Raw genomic sequence first — 22,690 nt, 5'->3', positions numbered from 1 at the left:
GTTAACCTTTAACAATCCTGAGAATTAATATAATGAAAATTCTACGCGGCGATTTTGTTGACGGCCTTCTTCTGTGCTATTAGAACTAATAGGGAATTTAGAACCATGACCTGCAGTTTCAATTTTGCGAGATTCTACACCTTTTGAAACTAAATATGCTTTTACAGCATCTGCACGATCTTTAGATAATTTTTGATTTACAGCATCTGAACCAATATTATCCGTATAACCATCTAACTTTAAATTATATCCTTTATCTTTCATTAATTCAGCAACTTTATCTAAGTAGCTAAATGAAGAAGAACGGATAGTTGCCTTATTGAAATCAAATTCTAGATTTCTTACTGCTTCAATAACAACTTGCTTTTCACCATCAGTTAATTTAAGTTCTGGAAGAGGACATCCTGCTCCATCCACTTTTGTTCCGGCAGGTGTATTCGGACATTTGTCATAAATATTAGCTACACCATCATTGTCGTCATCTTTTAAATCTTTAGCTAATTTGCTCAATTGATCATTGATAGCTTGTTGAGATTTAAGAAGTGCATCTTGACCAGCTTTTAGCTCATCATATTTAAGAGCTAATAAGTCATTGGAGTTGCTACGTTTTGTATTTTGAATGAATGCTTTTGATTTCGAACCTAATGCAAATTCAACTCCAGCGTGTAGGTAAGAGAATAAATCGTATGGGAATGAATGATTAGTTTTTCCGTCAAAATAATCATTAGTCCAGTTAAGTTGATAGCCTAAATCTAAATTAACACCTTTGCTTACAACGAATTTAAGTCCTAAATCTACTGGAATGAATACTCTGTTTAAATCCGTTTCTGATGAGCTAGAGCTTCTATTTAAATTCAAATACCCGATACCCGCTGACAAATATGGTCTTACTACATTTGAATTGAATAAATTAGAAACATACTCTCCAGAAAAAGCAAAAGACCATGGAAGTTTAGTTTCAAATTGTGTAGTAGAATTTGATTCTTCACGGATTTTACCACCTAAATATTGAAACTTAAACCCAAAATTTGGAGATAAATGTTTTTTAAGATATGCGCTATAGCCTAATTCTAAATTACCTTCATTAAAACCAAATTTATTTTCTTGGCTTAATAAACCAACATTGAGGCCCATTGACCAAGTTCTGTAAGTCGAGCTTGGAGCAGAGCTATCAAAAATAGTTGTTTCCTGCGCAATACTGTTAGAAGTGGTGAAGATGGCTACAAGTAAAGTAGTGAGTTTGGTAAAACTAATCGTTTTCATAAATGAGAAGTTAAGTATAATTAATAAATAACAATATTATATTGTTTAATACAATTTTATATTGCAAATATAAATATAGTTTTTATATTCTCATGATTTATGAAAATAATTTTATTATTAGAATTAATTAATTTTATTTAATAATGTATTGATATACAATATGTTGGTGGGGTTTTTGTCTCGTGTGTAAATTCGATAGCTGTAGTTGGAAATCTACACTATCCTGCATAAAAAAGGCTTTGGAATATTCCAAAGCCTTTTAATCATTTTTTAAAACCTTTTATTTTTAAAATAAAGTAAACTCTACACGGCGATTTTGTTGACGTCCTTCTGCAGTACTATTAGATGCAATTGGCTGGTTAGGACCGTAGCCTGTTGCTTCTATACGTGAAGCATTAGCACCTTTAGATACTAAATACGCTTTAACAGCTTCTGCACGCTCTTTTGACAAACGTAAGTTTGTTTGTAAAGAACCTGTATTGTCTGTGTGTCCTGCTAATTTTAAGCTAAAGTTTTTCTCAATTAAGATTGCTGCAACTCTATCTAATGAAGAATATGAAGTCGAACGAATAGTAGATTTCCCTGTTTCGAACTCTAAGTTTTTGATAGCTTCATCTACCACTTTTTTGTCTTCTTCCGTAACAACGATTTTCTCAATTACTTTAGTTTCGTTTTTAACGGTAATAGGACAACCTGCACCATCTACTTGTACACCTGTAGGTGTATTTGGACATTTGTCGAATTTATTTGGAACACCATCGCCGTCATCATCTTTCAAGTCATCATTGATTTGCGCAATTTGGCCTTTCAATTCATTATTAGAAGCAATTAAAGCATCGCGTTCAGCTTTAATTTCATCGTATTTTTTATTTACGTCAGCGGCTAACGTTGCAGCAGGGTTACTATTTCCTAAGAATGGTTTACCTGATCCGCCAATAGCAAATTCAAGACCGGCATGTGCATACGAGAATAAATCATTTTTGTATTGACCTCCCGGGATACCATCAAAATCTTGGTTAGCCCAGTTTAATTGGTAACCTAAATCCAAATTCACACCTTTTGCAATTGCAAATTTCAAACCTGCATCTACTGGTACATATAATTTGGTTTGAGCATCAGCAGTATTAGTTCCAGCAGCAGTCGTAGTAGTGGTTTTAAAATTTAATGCTCCAACACCTACAGAGAAATATGGCTTAATAATGCTGTTTACAAATCTCCAGTTTGTATTTGCTAGAGTCCATTCAGCAGACAAAGCAGCTGACCAAGGTGTCTTAGCTTCGAATTCTGATATAGTAGCTGTTGCGTCTTCATTGATACCGCCAACTTTACCACCCAAATATTGAGCTTTTAAGCCAAAAGATGGAGAAATGTATTTTTTGATATAAGCACTATAACCTAAATTGTGATTTAATTTATCAAATCCAGCTCTGTTGAAACCAAAAATATTGGATTGATTTAAAACTCCTGCATTCAGTCCAATAGACCAAGTTTTGTAATCTGTACTAGGAGCAAATGGAGTCGTGTCGTCAATAGTAGGATGTGAAACTTGCGCGAATGTTACTGTAGTAAATAATCCAGCTGCTAATGCGAGAGAAACTTTTTTGTAGTTGTTCATCATAATATAATTCTTTTTTTTCTCTCTATTAAACAATTATGTTGCCAAAAAATAAATCTTTAAAAATTGCTTATTAGAAAAGCGATTTTTAAAGATTTATGTAATTATTTCTCTACAAAAGAGAGGTTTTATTCTTCCGTTCTGCGTGCGAAGAATTTAGGAATTTTGATATCATATGCCATTTTCTTAACAATATTTTCTTCGATTATTTTGCGTAAAAAGGTCTTTTTACTTTTTGTCACCAAGAGTACGTCTAATAATTCGTCTGCTATCACGGTGTTGATGGCTGATGAAATATCTTCTTTATACTGTACGAAGAAAGTTTGAGATTTAATAACATAAGAAATATCTTCAATTCCAGTTTCTTCAACAATCTTGTCAATAAAGACTTCGAAGCTTTTATCTATATTGTGAACAGATTCGTTGCTTGTGTTCACATGTATTAATACCAATTCGAAATTCGTACCATAAACTTTAATCGCTTGCTTCAACACATCGATTTCACCATATTTGAAATTACACAGCAATCCCACTTTATCTACTTTAAATTTTTTCTCGCTATATGGAACCGCCAATACTGGAACTTTGGTGTTCAAAAACACATCAAACATGTTGGATCCAATCAGTAAAGCATCCAAACCAAAAGCACCTTTTGTACCCATAATAATGGCGTCATATTGCTCTTTCGCTGCTAATCTACGTACCTCATCGTATAAATTTCCGTCTGCATATAAAGGCTGAAATTGAATTCCTGGCGTGTCTTGATTCTGCTTTTCCATCAATTTTGCCATTTTTTGTTTGGCTTCAGGAACGCGAGGATCTACCAAACTAGGATCTTTTAACGCATTCATATAAATATTGCTGTGGTCCGTAAAGACGTGCAACAAGTCTATTTGAAAATTATTCTTTTCGGCAAGCTGAACAGCATATTCCACCGCTTTATCCGAGTGAATAGAAAAATCTACTGGTATTAATATTTTATTGCTCATTGGTATGCTATTAAATATTGTCAAAGAAAGTTGGTTTGTGTAATTGCAATGTGATTTCGCGCGATACGGATGTTGAAAATATTCGTTCGAAGAAAGATTTACGGGTTTTCGTTACCAAAATCATCTCATAATTATTAGTGTCAATAATATGATTGATTACTTCTGGCACGGTATCTAAATGTACATTATCATTTTGGATGGGTTGTGCTACTATATTTATGGTTTCAATATCACTTAATTGTTTAATATTAAATGTCCAGTCTGTAAGTTGTTGTTTGACATCCTTTTCTTTCTTGTTATCTCTATAAATATGGATAATATCAAGATTTTTTATTGGAGAAACATAATTGATGTAATTATTTAGCGTTTCGATTTCTTCGGCTTTAAAATTTGTTAGGATAGCCGTATGATTTGCCGAGAAAGTTTCTGCACCAGATGGAATAGCAATAACCGGGATTTTTGAATTACTCGTAATAAAAGATGTATTACTGCCCCAAATAACAGATTTTCCTTTGCCTACGCCCGTGGTACCCATTACTATCAAAACAAATGTAGGCGCTACTGCATACTCAGGTAGTACATCAGTCAAGAAACGAGACACACATTCCGATTCAATGGCTATAGTTGGAAAATCTTTTGCTAACTGATCTTTCAATTCTTGCATCAATACATCGGCTTTTAACTGCGTAGAGTTTTCTGCGTCGGTAGCTGTGCTAGTAGTGTAGCAATGAAAAAGGTGAATGTCATAATCATTCTGTTTAGCAATCTGACAAGCGTAGCGAGCTGCATATAAGGCATTTGTCGAAAAATCGGTCGGAACTAGTATCTTTTTTCTCATATAAATTAGTTATCACTGATAAGCAATAGGATAAATTTACTAAACATTATTCAATAAAAAGATGATGAGGGGTAGCTTTTAGAAATGATTTTGGTCGTTTTTCATAGTAAATTAAAGCCAGAACAAATCTGTAATATGATTGTATTAGCCAGCTATTTTGAGTAAATTTGCGACTTTAAAAAAGTATAATTTCATGACCAGTAGAGAAATACGCGCAGCGTTTTTGGATTTTTTTCAAAGCAAATCACATCATATTGTACCATCTGCTCCAGTGGTAGTTAAAAATGACCCTACTTTAATGTTTACAAATGCCGGAATGAATCAGTTCAAAGAATTGTTTTTGGGTGAGGCAGCGGTCAAATATGCGAGAGTAGCCGATACACAGCGTTGTTTGCGCGTATCTGGTAAACACAATGACTTAGAGGAAGTAGGTATTGATACTTACCACCATACGTTATTTGAAATGTTGGGTAACTGGTCATTTGGTGACTACTTCAAAAAAGAAGCTATTGAATGGGCTTGGGAATTGTTGACGGAGGTGTTGAAGTTGGACAAAGACCGTTTGTACGTTACGATTTTTGAAGGTGATGCTTCGGAAAATTTGGAACGTGATACAGAAGCGTACGATTTCTGGAAGAAACATATTGCAGAAGACAGAATCTTATTAGGTAATAAAAAGGATAATTTTTGGGAAATGGGTGACCAAGGACCATGTGGACCTTGTTCAGAAATCCATTTTGATATGCGTTCACCAGAAGAACGCGCACAAGTAAAAGGCCAAGATTTGGTAAATGCAGACCATCCTCAAGTTATTGAGGTTTGGAACTTGGTATTTATGCAATTCAACCGTTTGAAAAACGGAAGTCTTGAACCCCTACCAAACAAACATGTGGATACGGGTATGGGCTTTGAGCGTTTGGTACGTTGTATTCAAGGCAAAACATCGAATTACGATACAGATGTTTTCCAAGGTTTGATTGGTTATATTTCAGAGAAATCAGGTATTAAATATGGTGCTGACGAGAAGACAGATATCGCAATGCGCGTTATTTCTGACCACATTCGTGCAGTAAGTTTTGCAATTGCAGATGGTCAGTTGCCGTCAAATAATAAAGCTGGTTACGTAATTCGTCGTATTTTACGTCGTGCTGTACGTTATGCCTATACTTTCTTGAATTTCAAAAATCCTTTCTTCCACGAATTGGTTCCTGTTTTGGCAGAGCAATTCAAAGGTGTTTTTGATGAATTGTATCAACAACAAGATTTCGTAGAGAAAGTTATTTTAGAAGAAGAAGTTTCTTTCTTGCGTACCTTGACTACAGGTATTCAACGTTTCGAAAATTACGCAGAAGGCAATCAAGTAATTGATGGTGATTTTGCTTTTGAATTGTTCGATACGTATGGTTTCCCTATTGACTTGACAGAATTGTTGGCTCGTGAAAAAGGCTTGACTGTGGATATGGAAGCTTTTGATAAAGCTTTGCAAGCTCAGAAAGAGCGTTCAAGAGCGGCTACAGCAATTGATACGGGCGACTGGGTAATTGTAAGTGATAATGAAGATACAGAATTCGTAGGTTACGATACATTAACTGCGAAAACAGAAATCGTCAAATACCGTAAAGTTTCGGCTAAAGGTAAAGACCAATATCAATTAGTATTGTCGGTTACGCCTTTCTATGCAGAAGGCGGTGGTCAAGTAGGTGATACTGGTGTTTTAGTTTCTGAATCAGGTGAGAAAGTTTATGTTACAGATACGAAAAAAGAAAATGGTCTTTTTGTTCACTTTGTGAATCAATTGCCATCTTCTTTGGAAGGTTTCTTTGATGGAAAAGTTGATGCAACTAAACGTTTGGATACAGAATCTAACCACTCGGCTACGCACTTGTTGCATGCTGCATTGAAACAAGTATTGGGTGACCATGTGAATCAAAAAGGTTCATTGGTAAATCCTGATGTCTTGCGTTTTGATATTTCGCATTTCTCAAAAATGACGTATGATGAAATCATAGCCGTAGAGGATATTGTAAATGCGAAAATTCGTGAGAATATTGCCTTGAAAGAAGAGCGTCAAGTTCCTTATCAAAAAGCGATAGAATCCGGAGTAACGGCATTATTCGGTGAGAAATATGGTGATTACGTTCGTGTAATTACTTTTGATGATAAATTCTCCAAAGAGCTTTGTGGTGGTACGCATGTGAAAGCTACTGGACAAATTGGTTTCTTCAAAATCGTAGCAGAATCGGCAGTTGCTGCGGGGGTTCGTCGTATTGAAGCCATCACAGGTACAAAAGCTGCTGCGGTTATTCGTGAGCATTTCGAGTTGGCGCAAAACATGAAAGAAATCTTAAACAATCCTAAAGATTTCGTTTCTGCAGTTTCTAAAATTGTAGAAGAAAATGGTGCGTTGAAAAAAGAAATCGAGAATGCGGTTCGTGAAAAATCATTAGCCATGAAAAAGGATTTGGAATCTAAATTCGAAGTAATTGATGGGGTGAATTTCTTGTCTTCTAAAGTAGACTTACCAAATGCAGATGCGGTGAAAACTTTAGCGTACGCATTGAAAGGAGCGTTGAATAATTTATTCCTTGTATTAGGTGCTGAATTTGATGGAAAACCTAGCTTAACTGTGGTGGTATCAGAAGACTTAGTAAAAGAAAAAGGATTAAATGCAGGTGCAATTATTCGTGATTTAGCGAAAGATATCGAAGGTGGAGGTGGTGGTCAGCCATTCTTTGCGACAGCAGGTGGTAAAGACGCAAGCGGTTTGGATAAAGCAATTGCAAGAGCAAAAGATTTTTTGACAAAATAAAATAGAAAAAATAACATGAAAAAGCTACAATCTTTTTTGGCGGGTGCAGTATTATTGAGTGTGATAGGATGTTCGAACAAAGACACAATTTCCATTTCAGGAGAAATTCAGAATCCTGGAAACGTGAAAGTAGTAGCTTTTTATGAAGGTGACCGTAAGTTGGATTCCGTCTTTCTTTCGGACCAAAATAAATTCCAATTTGAGCGTGCGGCAACGCAATCGCGTTTGCTTTCTGTTCAAATTGGAAAAAATAAATACCCTATTATCCTGACTCCAGGAGAAAAGGTGAAATTTCAAGCAGATCTACAACAACCTGAAGCTTATCAGGTAGTAGGTTCTGAATTGTCTACGGCTTTGAAACAATTTGCGCCTATCAAAGCGCGTAAGGAGTTTTTGGAAGATTCTTTGCAATCGGATTTTACCAAACGTATTGCTAATAAATCAGAAGCTGAAATTGATGCTTTACGTTCGGAATATTTGGGTGAGTATAAGAAAACCATGAATTTCTACACGAAGGAAGCGGTTTCTTTTGCTGAAAAACACAATGACCTAGCGGGGTTCTATGCCGTAAGTACATTGGATCCTGAATTGGCGGAAGCAGAACTAATTGCTTATTCTGATAAAACTAAAGAGATGTTCAAGGATAACGCGATGGTTAATCAATTCCGTGAGGAAATTGAAAAACTGAAGAAATTAGCTGTTGGTCAGCCTGCTCCAGAATTCGAAGCGTATACACCTACTAACAAAACGGTGAAGCTTTCAGATTACCGTGGTAAATATGTGTTGGTGGATTTTTGGGCTTCGTGGTGTATGCCATGTCGTAAGGAAAATCCGAACCTGGTGCGTATTTACAATACGTACAAAGGTAAAGGTTTTGATATTTTGGGAGTGTCGTTGGACAATAATCCGGGCTCGTGGATGCGTGCAATTGAAGAAGATAAGCTGACTTGGACGAATGTATCAGATTTAAAAGCTTGGTCTTCGGATTTGATTATCAACTACCGAATCAAAGCTATCCCAAGTTCGGTGGTATTAGACCCACAAGGAAAAATTATAGCCAAAAATCTTAGAAGTAAAGAATTGGAAGACTTGCTCAAGTCTACTCTATAAGATGAAATATTAATGAAATTGTTAAGCTAGGTTTACGGCTTAACAATTTCATAATATTTGATTAACTTTATCTTACCATGAAGTACATATTTTAGCAAAAAAAGAAGCTATGAGTGCGAAGCAAAAAATACTTGTGGTAGATGATGAGCCAGATATTTTAGACCTCATTTCCTACAACTTAACGCGAGAAGGCTATCAGGTTTTTACCGCTACCAATGGAAGATTGGCCATTGAAAAGGCTAAAGAAGAAAACCCAGATTTAATCATTTTGGATGTCATGATGCCTGTGATGGATGGGATAGAGGCCTGTCGTTTGATGCGTGCTATGCCAGAGTTCAAACATACATTTATGGTGTTTTTGACTGCCAGAAGTGAGGAATATTCTGAAATAGCAGGTTTTCATGTCGGTGCAGATGATTATATCGCTAAGCCAATCAAGCCGCGAGCTTTGATGTCGCGTATCAATGCAATTTTGAGACGTACGAGTCAGGAAGTCGTGGAAACATATTCTGATAAAGTTGCCATTGCAGATTTGGTGATTGATCGTGATGAATTCATTGTTTACCGTGGAACAGATAAAATTATCTTAGCTCGTAAGGAATTTGAATTGCTTTATCTTTTGGCATCTAAGCCTAACAAGGTTTACACGCGCGAACAGATTCTTAAATCCATTTGGGAAGATTCTGTAGTGGTGACAAACCGTACTATAGATGTGCATATTCGTAAACTTCGTGAGAAGATTGGAGAAAGTTATGTTTCAACCGTGAAAGGTGTAGGATATAAGTTTGATTTGAATTAAGAATTATTTCAATTAAGATTTAGAATTTCGATTGACGATTTTTTTTAGTCCGTCATTTCGAATGAAATGAAGTGTAGTGAGAAATCTCATTTGAAGTGTCAATTAGGAAATATCATATCTTTAGATCTCTCCTTAACGTCGAGATGACGTCATCTTAAAAAGTTAATTGCTTCTGACGTCGGAATGACGAAGTAGAAATAAAAATAAAATCCCGATTAGTTATTTGCTAATCGGGATTTTTTATGTTTAAAATCTCGTAGAGATTATTTGTTTTTATTGTGTTGTGCAGCTTGTTGCTGTCTCATCATTTCTTCCATTTTAGATTGGAAAGAAGATTTCTTTTGCACTTTAGGATTCTTTTTATTCTCTTCCAATTTAGCCAAGATCTTTTCGTCATTGATTGATTGACGGATAATAAATTGTGTTAAGAATGTGAATACCGCACCTAAGAAATAGTAATAGTTTAATCCTGAAGGGAAGTTGTTCAACATGAAGAAGAATAACAATGGCATGATGTAACCGATGTATTTCATTTGGTTACCCATTCCTGAAGTTGCTCCTGAAGTCGCGTTATTGTACCAAGTAGTCAATAAAGTCACTAAAGTCATCAACACACACATTAATGAAATGTGGTTGATACCGAGGAAACCTGAGAATGTAATAGGCGCATCATACGTCGACAAGTCTTGCATCCACAAGAAACTTTCACCTCTTAATTCGAATAAGTTAGGGAAGAAGAAGAAGAAAGCTAATGTGAAAGGCATTTGAAGCAACATTGGCAAACATCCGCCAAGTGGGTTAACCCCAGCTTGTTTATACAACTTCATTTGCTCTTGTTGCAATAACATAGGGTTGTCATCACCAACTTTTTCTTTGATTTCATCCAATTGTGGTTTCAAAACACGCATTTTAGCCATAGACAAGTAGGATTTACGTGTCAACGGGAACATCGCACCTTTTAACAATAATGTTAAGATTAAGATAACGATACCGTAGCTCAATGCATATCCATCTAAGAAATCAAACAATGGAACTGTGATGAATCTGTTGATCCAGCCCATTGGACCCCATCCCATATTGATGATTTTCTCGTATGATTTATCTTCGGCTTTTAAAGTTTTGTACTTGTTAGGTCCAAAGAAATAATTGAATTCGTACGTATTATTTGCTTGCGCGTTGAAAGCTAATTCAGCAGTTGCTTTGTACGTTTTCACCACACCATCTTGCGTCGCAAGTTTAGTTACCAAATTCGTGTTTTCGAACTGTTGTTTCGAAGAAAGGATAGAAGAGAAGAAGTGTTGTTTGAATGCAATCCATTCCAATTTGCTGTCTTCAATTTTCTCTTCGTCATCGCTAGATTCGGACAAGTGGTCGATATCACCCTCAGCATCTTTGAAGAAAACTGATGATTTTTCTCTTTCAGATTTGATGTTTTGCTCTTTTTGTAAAAGTGTAGCTTCCCAATCTAAGATGATTGTTTTTTGCTGAACATCTACCAAATTTTGAATACCTACCGCATTTACATTTAATGCTAAATTGTGACCATCAGTCAATGTGTAGTTATACTCTAAGTATTGGTCTTCTTTGTAATTTAAACGAAGTGTAGCTGATGTAGCTGTTTTATTTACAACCGAGAATACTAAGTCATTCGTGTGAATATTTTCGCCAGCTGCTTTGAAAACAAAACCAAATTTATTGTTTTCACCTTCTAAGATGTTCAATGCTGAACCGTCGAAGTTTTTCTCACCTTTTAATAATACATTCTTAACCTTACCACCTTTTGATGTCAAGTCAATTTTTAGAATGTCATTCTCTAAAGTAACCAATTCTTCTTGGCCTACTTTAGCCGCACCAAAAGGTTTTGCTAAAGCTGCAGAATCCAATTGAACGATTTGGTTTGTTGTATCTTTAACTGCTACCACTCCGCTTTTTGCAGCAGCAATAGAATCTTGTCTTGCTTGTTCTAATTTTATTTCCGCTTCACTAGGTTTCATTAAGTAGAATGATCCCCCGAAGATTAAGAAGATTAAAACTAATCCAATAATGTTATTTCTATCCATTTAAATTGTTTTGGTCAAAAATTATTTCTTTAAAGCTTTTTTGTTTGCTAATGCAGCAGCTACAAAACTAACAAAAAGTGGGTGAGGATTTGCAACAGTTGACTTTAATTCTGGGTGGAATTGACCCGCTACGAAGAAAGGGTGATCTTTTAATTCCACAATCTCTACTAAGCCCGTATCTGGATTGATACCTGAAGCAATCATACCCGCTTTTTCATATTGTTCCAAATATTCATTGTTAAATTCGTAACGGTGACGGTGACGTTCTGAAATTTTCGCTTTGCCATAGATAGCAAAAGCTTTAGTTCCTTTTTTGATTTCACAGTCATATGCACCAAGACGCATTGTGCCGCCCATGTTTTTGATGTTTTTCTGTTCTTCCATCAAGTTGATCACAGGGTGAGGTGTGTTTTCATTCATTTCGAATGAATTTGCATCTTTCAATCCTAATACGTTACGTCCAAATTCGATTACCGAACATTGCATACCCAAACAAATTCCGAAGAAAGGAATTTTGTTTTCACGAACGTATTTAATGGTAGTAAGCTTACCTTGTAAACCTCTTTCTCCGAATCCTGGCGCTACCAATACCCCATCAATATTTTTTAGTTTTTCAGCTACGTTGTCATCAGTCATGCTTTCTGCTGCAAAGTATTTCACTTTTACTTTAGTTTCATTAGCAGCACCAGCGTGAATGAATCCTTCCGTGATAGATTTGTATGCATCCGGAAGTTCTACGTATTTACCTACTAAAGCGATGTTCACTTCATTTGTAGGATTTTTAAGACGACCTAAAAATGCTTTCCAGTTTTCTAGATTAGGCTCATTTTTAGTCGATAATTTCAATTTTGTTAATACCGTCTTGTCTAATTGCTCTTTCAACATCAATAAAGGCACATCATAAATAGTCGACGCATCGATTGATTCGATAACGGCATTGATGTTTACATTACAGAATAAAGCTAATTTTTTACGGATATCTTGTGTCAATTTGTGCTCTGTACGACAAACCAGAATGTCAGGTTGTACACCGTATTCTAATAAAGTCTTCACAGAGTGTTGAGTTGGTTTCGTTTTTAGCTCACCAGCGGCAGCCAAGTAAGGTACTAATGTCAAGTGAATAACTAAAGAATCATTGTTACCCAATTCCCAACGTAGTTGGCGCACCGCTTCTACAAAAGGTAAAGATTCAATATCACCTACCGTACCACCTAATTCTGTGATGACGATGTCGTATTCGCCAGATTGGCCCAGAAGCTGCATGCGACGTTTGATTTCGTCCGTGATATGTGGAACCACCTGTACCGTTTTTCCCAAGTAAGCACCTTCACGTTCTTTTTCGATTACGTGTTTGTAGATACGACCTGTTGTTACATTGTTTGCTTGTGAAGTCGGAACATTCAAGAAGCGTTCGTAGTGTCCTAAGTCAAGGTCAGTTTCAGCACCGTCCTCCGTCACGTAACACTCTCCATGCTCATATGGATTCAGGGTTCCTGGATCGATATTGATGTATGGGTCAAACTTTTGAATGGTAACTTTAAAGCCACGTGCCTGAAGAAGCTTGGCAAGAGAGGCAGCAATAATGCCTTTCCCTAACGACGAGGTTACGCCGCCCGTAACAAAGATATATTTAGTCATAGCAATTATGGAATTTTCAACTCTAGATGTGGGGATTTTACTCCATTACATCAGCCTTATGTACGGGATACAAAGGTAATATTTTTTTCGGGATTAGGGAAATTATAATCATTTGTTAACAATTTCTTGCATGACTTTGACAGGTCAGCGGCAAGAAATTGACTAACGAAGTTTTTGCAATAATTGAATAGTAGGCGCATCAAATTCGGATTCCCCAAAGAGCGACACGCCAGCTGCACCTTTGGTTTTCGCTAATCGAATAGTTTGTTCTAATTCATTTAAATTCTTGAAATCAGGTAAATACAATCCAGCGTACAATGGATATTTTCCTTTTAAAGAATTTACGCCTTCTTCTACAGCAGTGCCGATCCAATGAATGGGTTCTTTGTAAAATCCGTGATAAATCATCGGAAAGACAGCCGAAAGATTCCACATTGGCCAATCTTGTCGCACGATGCGTCGAGCCAAATCTGGAGTAGGGAAGACAGCTGCCGTTACGGGCTTTTGATATTCTTTTGCTACTTCACAAATACGGTTTACTACCTTTGTAATTTGTCCGTATCGGAATGCTCGCCAAGAAAGGCTTTGCTCAGGACGTTGAACTTTATCAATATCGATTCCTGTTTCTTTTAGAAAAGCTTCTTTGCTGTATTTGCTATAACAAAAATCGTAATCAGCTAATTCGGTTGATTGGTCCAAATTATAATTTTCCCAAAGACTAACCGGAAGAATCACGTCGGGATAACGAATGTAGTCCAAATGCAATCCATCCACATCATCCATGGCTAATTGTTCTCGTGCTTTTTCTTCCAGATATTTTGGAACATCGGGATGCGAAGGACACAAAAATCTGTAATATCCCACATAAGGCGGATTAGTCGCACAGGATTTTCCTGAACGGCTTACAGCGTAATATTCTGGATGATTTTCCAATAATTCTTTTTCCCCACGATTCATTGTCCACATCCACCGATGTGCTTCCATTCCCAATTCTTTGGTAAGCTGAAAATGTTTCTTGCTGTAATTTTCAAAGAATAGTCCTCGTACGCCAGCTTCTTTATAGCTTTGAAGTTTCTTTTTTATCTGTGCTTCCGATTCTTTAATATTGGGCCTGATCCATAGCCAATAATCAAATGTAAAGGAAGGTGAAGTTTGAGCTAATAGTTGGGCAGGATTTAGCTGTAAAGTGGCCAGCCCCATTCCGGCTGCTTTCAGAAATGATCGTCTGTTATTCATAATTCGTAGTATAATTTCCGTGGCTATCTATGGTGAAATAATAGTTTTTTCCCTTTTCTTTTAAAAGTATATGATAGAACTTCATGTCTGCTGATAAGGTGATTTGTATATCGTACTTTGATAAATTTTTTTCTACATAAGAAGAAAATCCTTCTAAAAGTTTCAAATCAGCTGTGTAGTACTGATGTTTATTTTTATATAGTTGTTGTAAATAATGAATATTCCAAGCTGTTTTTTCGATGTTATAATACACTGGTAACGCACTCTGCAAATCATCGTCTGCAAATTTGAGGAAACCCCATTTTTCAGGATAATGCATGTTAATAAGTCCAATTGGCGACCACACCCAATTATCTTCTTCAATGATTTTTCCGTTTTCTTTTTTTCGAATGTAGTTTTGATTTATAATATCATGTTGCCATTGCACTCTCGAAAAATTTATTCGCCAATAAGAATTTACTTTTGGGGTAGGGTTACCACCAAAATTCCCTAGTGAAGTAAAAGGTATAGCCATTTCTACTGCCCAATAGGAATCTATATCATTCGGATTGTTCAACGTACCATCCACGTGTACGGCTGATTTTATGTTTTTGGTGTCCCAATGCATTACGGCTTGTCCACCAAAACGGTAAGGTTTGGGCATAAGCAAATCCATAACGGTATTGAGTGCGTTGATTTCAATTTCATAATAAACGGGTGAGGATAATTTTGGCTTGATAAAAATTTCAAAGTCATTGTCGTGATAGATAATTGCATCGTGCTGTTTTAAAGTGCCCCAAATATGTGGCTCCTCCAATTTTACATAGATGTATAAGTTAGCTTCATCCCAAAGCATTTTAAATTGAGTTTGGTATTTGGGTTTAGTTTTGTGAACACCTTCAATATCCATAAATTCTGAAGACCATGGCGCGTTATTCCAAATCGCTTCCATCTTACCATCAATTTCGATTTCTTGAGATATTTTCTTTGCCGTATACACTTTGGGATCACCCTGCAAAGCCTGTACGTGCTGGATAGTATGTTGTGCATTTACGAAATTCGCACCCCCTATAATGAAGAAAAGTATGATCGGAAAAAGTTTATTCATGGTCATACAATTTACATATTTAATTTGTTGTGCCTAACTTTTTCATTCGTTTACAAAGTAAATGCTATAGATTTTTTACATTTAAATAAAATAATAAGATAACTATGGAATATAGAAGAATGGGGAAATCGGGACTGCAATTGAGCGTATTGTCTTTTGGGTCTTGGGTAACATTTGCTCGTCAAACTGATGATCAGGATAATGATAGATTAATGTCGATAGCGTACGAGGCTGGCGTAAATTCCTTTGATAATGCTGAAGTGTATTCTGCAGGCAAATCTGAGGAAATGATGGGGCGTATCTTAAAGCAAAAAGACTGGGATCGTACTTCGTATGTCTTGTCCAGTAAAGCTTTTTTTGGATGGAAGGGTGAAGATAAAAAGCCTAATCAACATGGCTTAAGTCGCAAACATTTGATGGAAGCGTGTCATGAGGCTTTAACTCGCCTTCAAACAGATTATCTGGATTTATATTATTGCCATCGTTCGGATCCAAATGTACCTATGGAAGAGGTGGTGCGTACGATGAATGCATTGATTCAGCAAGGAAAGATATTGTACTGGGGTACGAGCGAGTGGTCTGCTGCGGAAATAATGGAAGCACATATGGTCGCAAGAGAATTAGGTTTAGAAGGTCCAGCGGTGGAGCAACCAGAATATAATTTATTCAACCGTCGCAAAATGGAAGCTGAATTCTTGTCCATTTTCCAAAATATCGGCATGGGTACTACGATTTGGAGTCCTTTAGCTTCGGGTTTATTAACTGGAAAATATAATAACGGTATTCCTGAAGGATCAAGAATGTCTTTGGAAGGTTATGAATGGCTAAAAGAAAGATCCGTATTAGATGACAAAATTGCTAAGGTAATTGAATTGGCTAAGATGGCTGATGAACTGGGTGTAAGTTTACCTACATTGTCTATTGCGTGGTGTATCAACAATACAAATGTAACTACTGCCATACTAGGAGCTACTAAAGAAAGTCAATTAAATGAAAATCTGAAAGCTTTAGAGGTATTACCTTTGTTGACACCGGAAGTGTTAGCGAAGATTGATGAAATAATGGGTACAAAGCCAGAGATATTAAGGTAAATAAAAAAGGATGTAACATTGTTACATCCTTTTTTATGTTTTGAAACGTCTCGAGTACGTCTAAACTTATTTTGCAATACGTTTAGATTTGATACGAGCAGCTTTACCAGTAAGGCCGCGCAAATAGAATAATTTCGCACGACGTACTTTACCTACGCTGTTTACGTCAATTTTTTCAATGTTAGGAGAGTTTACAGGGAAAATACGTTCAACACCTACACCGTTTGAGATTTTACGAACGGTAAAAGTAGCGTTAGCACCTTCGCTGTTTAATTGGATAACTACACCTTGGTACACCTGAACACGCTCTTTGTTTCCTTCGCGAATTTTATAATGCACGCTGATGGTATCTCCTGCTTTGAAAGCGGGAATCTCATTTCTTACTACCGCTTGTTCTTCTACAAATTTTACTAAATCCATGATTTCGAGTAATTATATAACGATTTATATCCTGTAAAAATCGGAATGCAATATTACAGCTTTTATTTTAATTTTAAAAATCTTTTATTAAAAAGTCACCTCACTTCGAAGGTGAGTGCAAAGGTAGGAATTATATCTGATTTTTCCTATATTATTAAAAAGCATTTTTTGAAAAATCCCGGATTAGGGTTCGTGAAAAATTATTTTACAATAAATCAGTGGGTTAATGGACAAATGTGAAAAAAGTCTTGACAAGTAAAGAAATCGCCGTATATTTGCATCACAATCAAACAAAGGTGATACCTTTTCGGGGTGTAGCGTAGCCCGGTATCGCGCCACATTTGGGATGTGGAGGTCGTAGGTTCGAATCCTGCCACCCCGACAAAAGCCACTGATTATCAGTGGCTTTTTCTTTTTTCGGACACATTTCGGACAAATTATATCTGAATATTGATTATTCAATAACCTAAGCAAAGTTAAGTTAAGCTAGAAGAATAACCCTTCTTAAAGAATGATTGGAGCATAATGCTTGTTTCTATAGAGCGTGAAAAGTTCATCTTATTCTTATAAAAAATCAAGAGGGCTAGGAGTCTTTTGCTTGTCTATGTCAGTGATATGAGTGTAGATCATAGTCGTTTTTATATTTTCATGACCCAATAACTCTTTTACAATTCGGATATCGATACCTGATTGGATTAAATGTGTGGCATAAGAATGTCGCAATGTATGTACAGAGCCTTCCGACTGAACATTTGCTTTGATCAATGCTTTTTTCAGAATCAACTGTACACTTCGTTCGCTATACTTGCCACCCTTCTCACCTTCGAAGAGGTACTCCTTTGGCTTGAATGCTTGATAATAATGTCTCAAAGTCGCCAGCAATTTGTCTGGTAATGATACAATCCGATCTTTATTACCTTTGCTTTGATGGATTCTGATAATTCCATCGGAAGATTTTATGTCTTTGATTTTGAGATTCAACAGTTCGCTAAGACGTAGTCCACAACTATAGATTGTCATCAGAATAGCCTTGTGTTTTAGATTTTGAGTGTTATCGAGAATATTTCTTACTTCTTCTTTTGAAAAGAATTTAGGTAATTTAGAAAATGAGCGTTTCGGGTATAAGTAATCCAATTGGATTTTTTTGTCCAATATCAGTTCGTACATCTTCTTGATTGCGCCCCCTAATCCTTTTTGATAGGAAACACTAATTTTCCCATTTTGAACTTTTTCGTTTATAAACGCCTCAATATCTGACAGTGGAATTTCTTCAAGGGAGGGATATTTGCTAACATGTTTAAGAAATATACTAGCGTAATCCTTGTACGATCTAATGGTATTGCCAGCATATCTCTGCATCAGCAATCTCTTTTCGAAGGTTTCAAGTATGATTTCGCTATTCATATCAGGGAGATAGTATTTTATAATATTTTGTTTCGCTATTTGTGCGGTTTTATTTTTTAAATACAAATATATCAATATCTTATGTAGAAAGAAAAGTCAAATAACGAAACACGTATATAGGGTTGGTTAAGCGAAATTTTCCGTATATTCGTTTCGTTAAAACAGATGTTGTTAGCAATCCGCTGCGCTCCTTGCTAACAATGGCTCGGCGACTTACGTCGCTTGCCGTAAGCCGCCGCTTCGCGGACTGCTTACAACAAGCGACTTGGCTAAATAGCTCCGCTTTTGTATCTTCGATACAGCTTCGCTACTTCGCCAAGTCGCCGAGCCATTAGCCGTCAGTGTAAACGCCAAACGCACAAACAGCACATTTGGCTTTTCCCAACACAAAAGCCAACACTGAAAAACCAAAAGAGCTGTTTTTTACCAACGCTCTAAGTAAATGACCAATATGAGTAGACTGCAAACAATAGAAAATCGACTAAAAGAAATAAACGGAACTGTCTTTCAAGAACTATGTGATAGTTATTTAACTATTAGGGATAATAATTACTTGGCAATATCTAGGACAGGAAGTCAAACAGGAAAACAAAAGACAACAAAAGGAACACCTGATACTTTCTTTCAATTACCTAACGGAAATTATTTGTACTCTGAAATAACAACTGATACAAGCACAAAAAACAAGCTTGCCAATGACATAAAAGCTTGTTTTGACCCAGACAAGACGAAAATCCCTGTTGAAAAAATTCAAGAAATCATTCTTTGCTTTAATTGGAACATAGACCAAGATAAAATAACCGAATTGAATACGCTTGCTCAAAGCTATAAAGCTGATGTTAGAATTCGTTATTTGATGCTACAAGAACTAGCTTTAGAACTTCACTTAAATCATAGAGATTTAGCTCATTATTATTTGGGTCTACCTTTAGATACAGGTCAAATAGTTTCAATAGAAAACTTCATCAAGGAGTATGATAGAGCTTCAAAAGGTATTGCAACACCATTAAACAATACATTTTTACATAGAGAATCAGAACTCGAAGAATTAAGTAATGCCATAGATAGTCACGACTTTATAATTCTTACAGGAGCACCAGGAGTTGGAAAAACGAAATTAGCAATTGAAGCTATCAATAATTATCTATCAAAAAACCATTCTTTTCAGGCTTACTGTGTTTCTTACAAAAGTCATACTCTACTTGACGATTTGTATCAATATTTTGATGTAGACAAAGATTATATACTTTTTGTAGATGATGCAAACAGAATTGATGCGTTTGAACAAATAACAGGTTTTTTCAAGGCCAATAGAAAAGGGAAACTTAAGATAATAATTACAGTTAGGGATTATGCGTTTCAAGAAATTGGAAGAAAATGTCAAGAATTTTCAACTCAACGAATAGATTTATTCAAGCTATCAGATGAACAAATTATTGACATAATAAAATCTAAGCCATTTGAAATATTAAACCCTGATTACCATAGAGAAATAGTAAGAATTTCTGATGGAAATCCAAGATTGGCCATAATGACTTCGCTTTTAGCTAAGCAAGAGCAAAATTTATATGCCTTACACAATGTTTCCGATTTATTTGAAAAATATTTTTCAACTTTCATCAAAGATGATGGCGAGTTTGAAAGTCCTTTAAACATAAAATGTCTTGGACTAATTGCTTTCTTTTATACTATTCCATATAAAAATAGAGAAGTAACAGAATCCATTTTAAAAGAGTTTGATGTTTCGTATAATGATTTTATTGACATAATTGATACTCTCGACAAATTAGAATTGGTGGAAATTCAATTTGAACACGTGAAAGTGCCAGAGCAAAATCTTGCGACTTTTTTCTTTTATAAAGCATTCATCAAGGATAATTTACTTTCATTTAACACTCTCTTAAACAACTATTTTGAGAATTATAAAAATAGATTTACAGATAGTATAATTCCTGCCAACAATACCTTTGGTCCACAAAATGTAATGGACAAAATTAAACCCGACTTAGTAAAATATTGGAATCACATTAGTTCTGACAGCAACAAATCTTTTGATTTTCTCAATTCATTTTGGTTCTATTTACAAGACCAAACTTTAGAGTTTACATATCAGCAAATAGAAGCATTTCCGAAAGTAGCAGAAACTACATACGATACTTCTTATGAAACAAATCAGTTCAATTATAACAAGGATGAAATCATTGAATTACTAGGTAATTTTTTTCGTCTTAATAGCAAGAATTTAAAGGATTCAATTGGATTATTATTTGAGTATGTATCACGTAAACCAGATAAATTACCCGAATTAATACATAAAATTAGAGAATTTTTGATTTTTGATAGAGATGATGAATACTCGAACTTTTATAGACAAAAAACTCTATTTGATATTCTAATAGAAGGAGTTGAAAAGAATGATGAGTTACTTTCTACATCCTTTTACGAACTAGCAAAAACTTTCCTTTCTCATAAATTTCAACAATTTAAAGGAGGAAGAAAAAATAGTTTTATTCACTATCAGTATCCAATTCCAAACAATAAGACTATTCAGGAATTCAGAACAAAAATTTGGAATACTTTAGAAAGTAGTTTTGAATCTCGACCTATAATGGCTTTTAGTCTTTTAAAGAATTATTCAAAGGTTCATCCGGATGTCAATAAAGAGATAATGTCATTCGACATTCCATTTGTACTCAATATAATTGACAAACATTTAACCAATGAAAATTTTGAGCATTGTAAATATGTTCAAAACCAAATAAGATGGTTTAGAAGACACGATTTTGATTTACTTGAATTCTCAAATCTAACGAACAGATTTGTTAATGAAACATACTTAGCCTTTTTGAAAATTGATTGGGACAGATTTAGAGATAAGGAAATGTATGAATTTGATGATTTTCGAGAATATGATCGATTAAAAGAGGCGGAAATTAGAAGCTCATTCATTTTATCCAACGAGGACGAAATCAACGATTTTTACGATACTTTCATTTTACTTAAGAATTCAGCAGACAATAATTGGAGTTATAACAATTCACTAGATTTTGTTATTGATGAAAATTGCTCAAAAGACCTAAAAATAGGTCTTGCCTTGTTAAAGAAAGTAATTGAAAATGATAATCAAATTAACTATGTTCCAAGAGTTACTTTTAGAAATCAGTTGAAAGTTGAAAATGCAGTGAATCAAATTTGGGAACTTATTCAGCAATCACAATTTGAAAACAAAGAGCTTTGGGAATTATCATTTTATGATTACATAGATGATACTTTAATCAATGATGAACTAGCCGATTCATTGATTAAAACAATTTCAAAAATGAATAAACCCAATACAATTCATTTTGACAGACTTGAGCGATTTTTAAAAGTAAAGCCAAACCTGTTTCAGTCAATTTTAAAATTAATTACAGATAAAAACGAAAAGGAAGGTGTAAGATTACAAGTTTGGATGGACTTTTTCAGCAAACACTTTGAAAGTCTTGGAGATGACATTGAGTTGATTAAAAAAGCTTACATCCAACAAAATCTTATTCAACATCATTTTGATTATCAAGGACAAGGATTTTTGGAAATATTAAAGGTTGATAAAAATTTCCTAGTTGAGTTTGTTGAAAGTCTATATTCTTCCACTGAAAGACATAGTCTTGGTGGAGACCATAGTGATATGAGTTTTGTATGGAATATTGATGATATAGAAAATACGCTCATCCAAGTATTTGACCTAGTTATTGAGAAAGATTTATACTTTGGCATTTTGGAGCATTACTGCAATGTATTCTTTAGAAATCTTAAAGAAGAACATAGATTGAGAGCAGATAATTTCATTAGACAATATGTAAGCGATAATAATAACGATTACAAAAAGATGCAAATTGTTGTTGACCTAATCAGGCATTCAAGAAAAGAATTATTTGAAGAGATTTTCCTATTATTCATTTCATTAAATCAAGATAAAGAAACTTTTAGCAGGTTAATGTGGAGAGGAAATGGCGGGACTTATTCTGGAGATGTTATTATTGGAGATATCCAAGCCTCAGAATGGAGAAATTTATTGGAAATCGCTAATAAATCGGATGTGGGAATAAAATTGATTCCTATTAAAAACTATATCAATGAACAAATTGAATCTTGTTTAAGAAGTGGAGATTGGGAAAGACAAAGAAAGTTTTTGAGAAAGGACTTTTGAATAGCCAACGCTTAAAGCCATACATATTTGCAATTCGCCTAAGCCAAAACAGGAGCCAAAAATTGCAAAAAAGTATGTCTTTGCCAACACTTTCGTACGAACAGAAAAGAACACCGAACGGCTAACAAGGTATTGCCAAAAG

At 35.2% G+C, this 22,690-nt stretch carries 15 protein-coding genes and 1 tRNA gene; 6 read left to right on the top strand and 10 right to left on the bottom strand.

Going from position 1 to position 22,690, the window contains the following annotated elements; genetic code table 11:
- Positions 1-24 precede the first annotated feature (24 nt).
- From H8B04_RS05250 to H8B04_RS05235, 4 genes are all read right to left on the bottom strand, one after another.
- On the bottom strand, positions 25-1,263 hold the full coding sequence (locus tag H8B04_RS05250) for an OmpA family protein (RefSeq protein ID WP_190301686.1): 1,239 nt from the start codon (positions 1,261-1,263) through the stop codon (positions 25-27).
- Positions 1,264-1,549: 286 nt separating this feature from the next.
- Positions 1,550-2,881 carry an OmpA family protein gene (locus H8B04_RS05245; RefSeq protein WP_190301685.1) on the bottom strand — a complete coding sequence of 444 codons (1,332 nt, stop codon included), beginning with the start codon at positions 2,879-2,881 and terminating at the stop codon, positions 1,550-1,552.
- 125 nt (positions 2,882-3,006) lie between these two features.
- On the bottom strand, positions 3,007-3,867 hold the full coding sequence (locus H8B04_RS05240) for a universal stress protein (RefSeq protein ID WP_190301684.1): 861 nt from the start codon (positions 3,865-3,867) through the stop codon (positions 3,007-3,009).
- Between the two features lie 10 nt (positions 3,868-3,877).
- Positions 3,878-4,705, bottom strand: coding sequence for a universal stress protein (locus tag H8B04_RS05235; protein ID WP_165291893.1), 828 nt, complete (start codon positions 4,703-4,705; stop codon positions 3,878-3,880).
- Positions 4,706-4,898: 193 nt separating this feature from the next.
- On the opposite strand from H8B04_RS05235, the gene alaS reads away from it, so the two are divergent.
- The 3 genes from alaS (at position 4,899) to H8B04_RS05220 (ending at position 9,423) form a co-directional block, all read left to right on the top strand.
- On the top strand, positions 4,899-7,514 hold the full coding sequence (alaS, locus tag H8B04_RS05230; protein ID WP_190301683.1) for an alanine--tRNA ligase: 2,616 nt from the start codon (positions 4,899-4,901) through the stop codon (positions 7,512-7,514).
- 15 nt (positions 7,515-7,529) lie between these two features.
- Positions 7,530-8,624, top strand: a complete 1,095-nt coding sequence (locus H8B04_RS05225) for a TlpA family protein disulfide reductase (RefSeq protein ID WP_165291891.1) — start codon at positions 7,530-7,532, stop codon at positions 8,622-8,624.
- 109 nt (positions 8,625-8,733) lie between these two features.
- A complete protein-coding gene (locus H8B04_RS05220; RefSeq protein ID WP_165291890.1) occupies positions 8,734-9,423 on the top strand; it encodes a response regulator transcription factor in 690 nt (229 codons plus the stop codon).
- A 263-nt stretch (positions 9,424-9,686) separates the two neighbouring features.
- Here the strand turns inward: H8B04_RS05220 and yidC are convergent, their stop codons facing one another.
- From yidC to H8B04_RS05200, 4 genes are all read right to left on the bottom strand, one after another.
- Positions 9,687-11,483 carry a membrane protein insertase YidC gene (gene yidC / locus H8B04_RS05215; RefSeq protein ID WP_165291889.1) on the bottom strand — a complete coding sequence of 599 codons (1,797 nt, stop codon included), beginning with the start codon at positions 11,481-11,483 and terminating at the stop codon, positions 9,687-9,689.
- A 21-nt stretch (positions 11,484-11,504) separates the two neighbouring features.
- A complete protein-coding gene (locus H8B04_RS05210; protein WP_223815284.1) occupies positions 11,505-13,121 on the bottom strand; it encodes a CTP synthase in 1,617 nt (538 codons plus the stop codon).
- A 162-nt stretch (positions 13,122-13,283) separates the two neighbouring features.
- Positions 13,284-14,357 (bottom strand): family 10 glycosylhydrolase, encoded by a 1,074-nt coding sequence (locus H8B04_RS05205; RefSeq protein WP_190301682.1) that lies wholly within the window; start codon positions 14,355-14,357, stop codon positions 13,284-13,286.
- On the bottom strand, positions 14,350-15,444 hold the full coding sequence (locus H8B04_RS05200; protein WP_190301681.1) for a carbohydrate-binding family 9-like protein: 1,095 nt from the start codon (positions 15,442-15,444) through the stop codon (positions 14,350-14,352). The genes H8B04_RS05205 and H8B04_RS05200 overlap by 8 nt, the downstream gene beginning before the upstream one ends.
- Before the next feature lie 104 nt (positions 15,445-15,548).
- Between H8B04_RS05200 and H8B04_RS05195 the strand changes: the two genes are divergently transcribed.
- On the top strand, positions 15,549-16,535 hold the full coding sequence (locus H8B04_RS05195) for a potassium channel beta subunit family protein (RefSeq protein ID WP_190301680.1): 987 nt from the start codon (positions 15,549-15,551) through the stop codon (positions 16,533-16,535).
- Positions 16,536-16,601: 66 nt separating this feature from the next.
- Here H8B04_RS05195 and rplS read toward each other — a convergent pair whose 3' ends face one another.
- Positions 16,602-16,955 (bottom strand): 50S ribosomal protein L19, encoded by a 354-nt coding sequence (rplS, locus tag H8B04_RS05190; protein ID WP_165291884.1) that lies wholly within the window; start codon positions 16,953-16,955, stop codon positions 16,602-16,604.
- Between the two features lie 308 nt (positions 16,956-17,263).
- On the opposite strand from rplS, the gene H8B04_RS05185 reads away from it, so the two are divergent.
- A tRNA-Pro gene (locus H8B04_RS05185) sits at positions 17,264-17,337 on the top strand.
- 182 nt (positions 17,338-17,519) lie between these two features.
- Here H8B04_RS05185 and H8B04_RS05180 read toward each other — a convergent pair.
- The gene (locus tag H8B04_RS05180) at positions 17,520-18,359 is read right to left on the bottom strand and encodes a tyrosine-type recombinase/integrase (protein ID WP_190301679.1); all 840 of its coding nucleotides are present in this window, start codon (positions 18,357-18,359) and stop codon (positions 17,520-17,522) included.
- A gap of 451 nt (positions 18,360-18,810) precedes the next feature.
- Between H8B04_RS05180 and H8B04_RS05175 the strand changes: the two genes are divergently transcribed.
- The gene (locus H8B04_RS05175; RefSeq protein WP_190301678.1) at positions 18,811-22,548 is read left to right on the top strand and encodes an nSTAND3 domain-containing NTPase; all 3,738 of its coding nucleotides are present in this window, start codon (positions 18,811-18,813) and stop codon (positions 22,546-22,548) included.
- The last annotated feature ends 142 nt before the right edge of the window (positions 22,549-22,690 follow it).

This window comes from Sphingobacterium litopenaei, assembly GCF_014692495.1.
Classification (GTDB): domain Bacteria; phylum Bacteroidota; class Bacteroidia; order Sphingobacteriales; family Sphingobacteriaceae; genus Sphingobacterium; species Sphingobacterium litopenaei.
The sequence above is the reverse complement of the archived record's forward strand: the minus strand, read 5'-3'. Positions and strand labels throughout refer to the sequence as shown.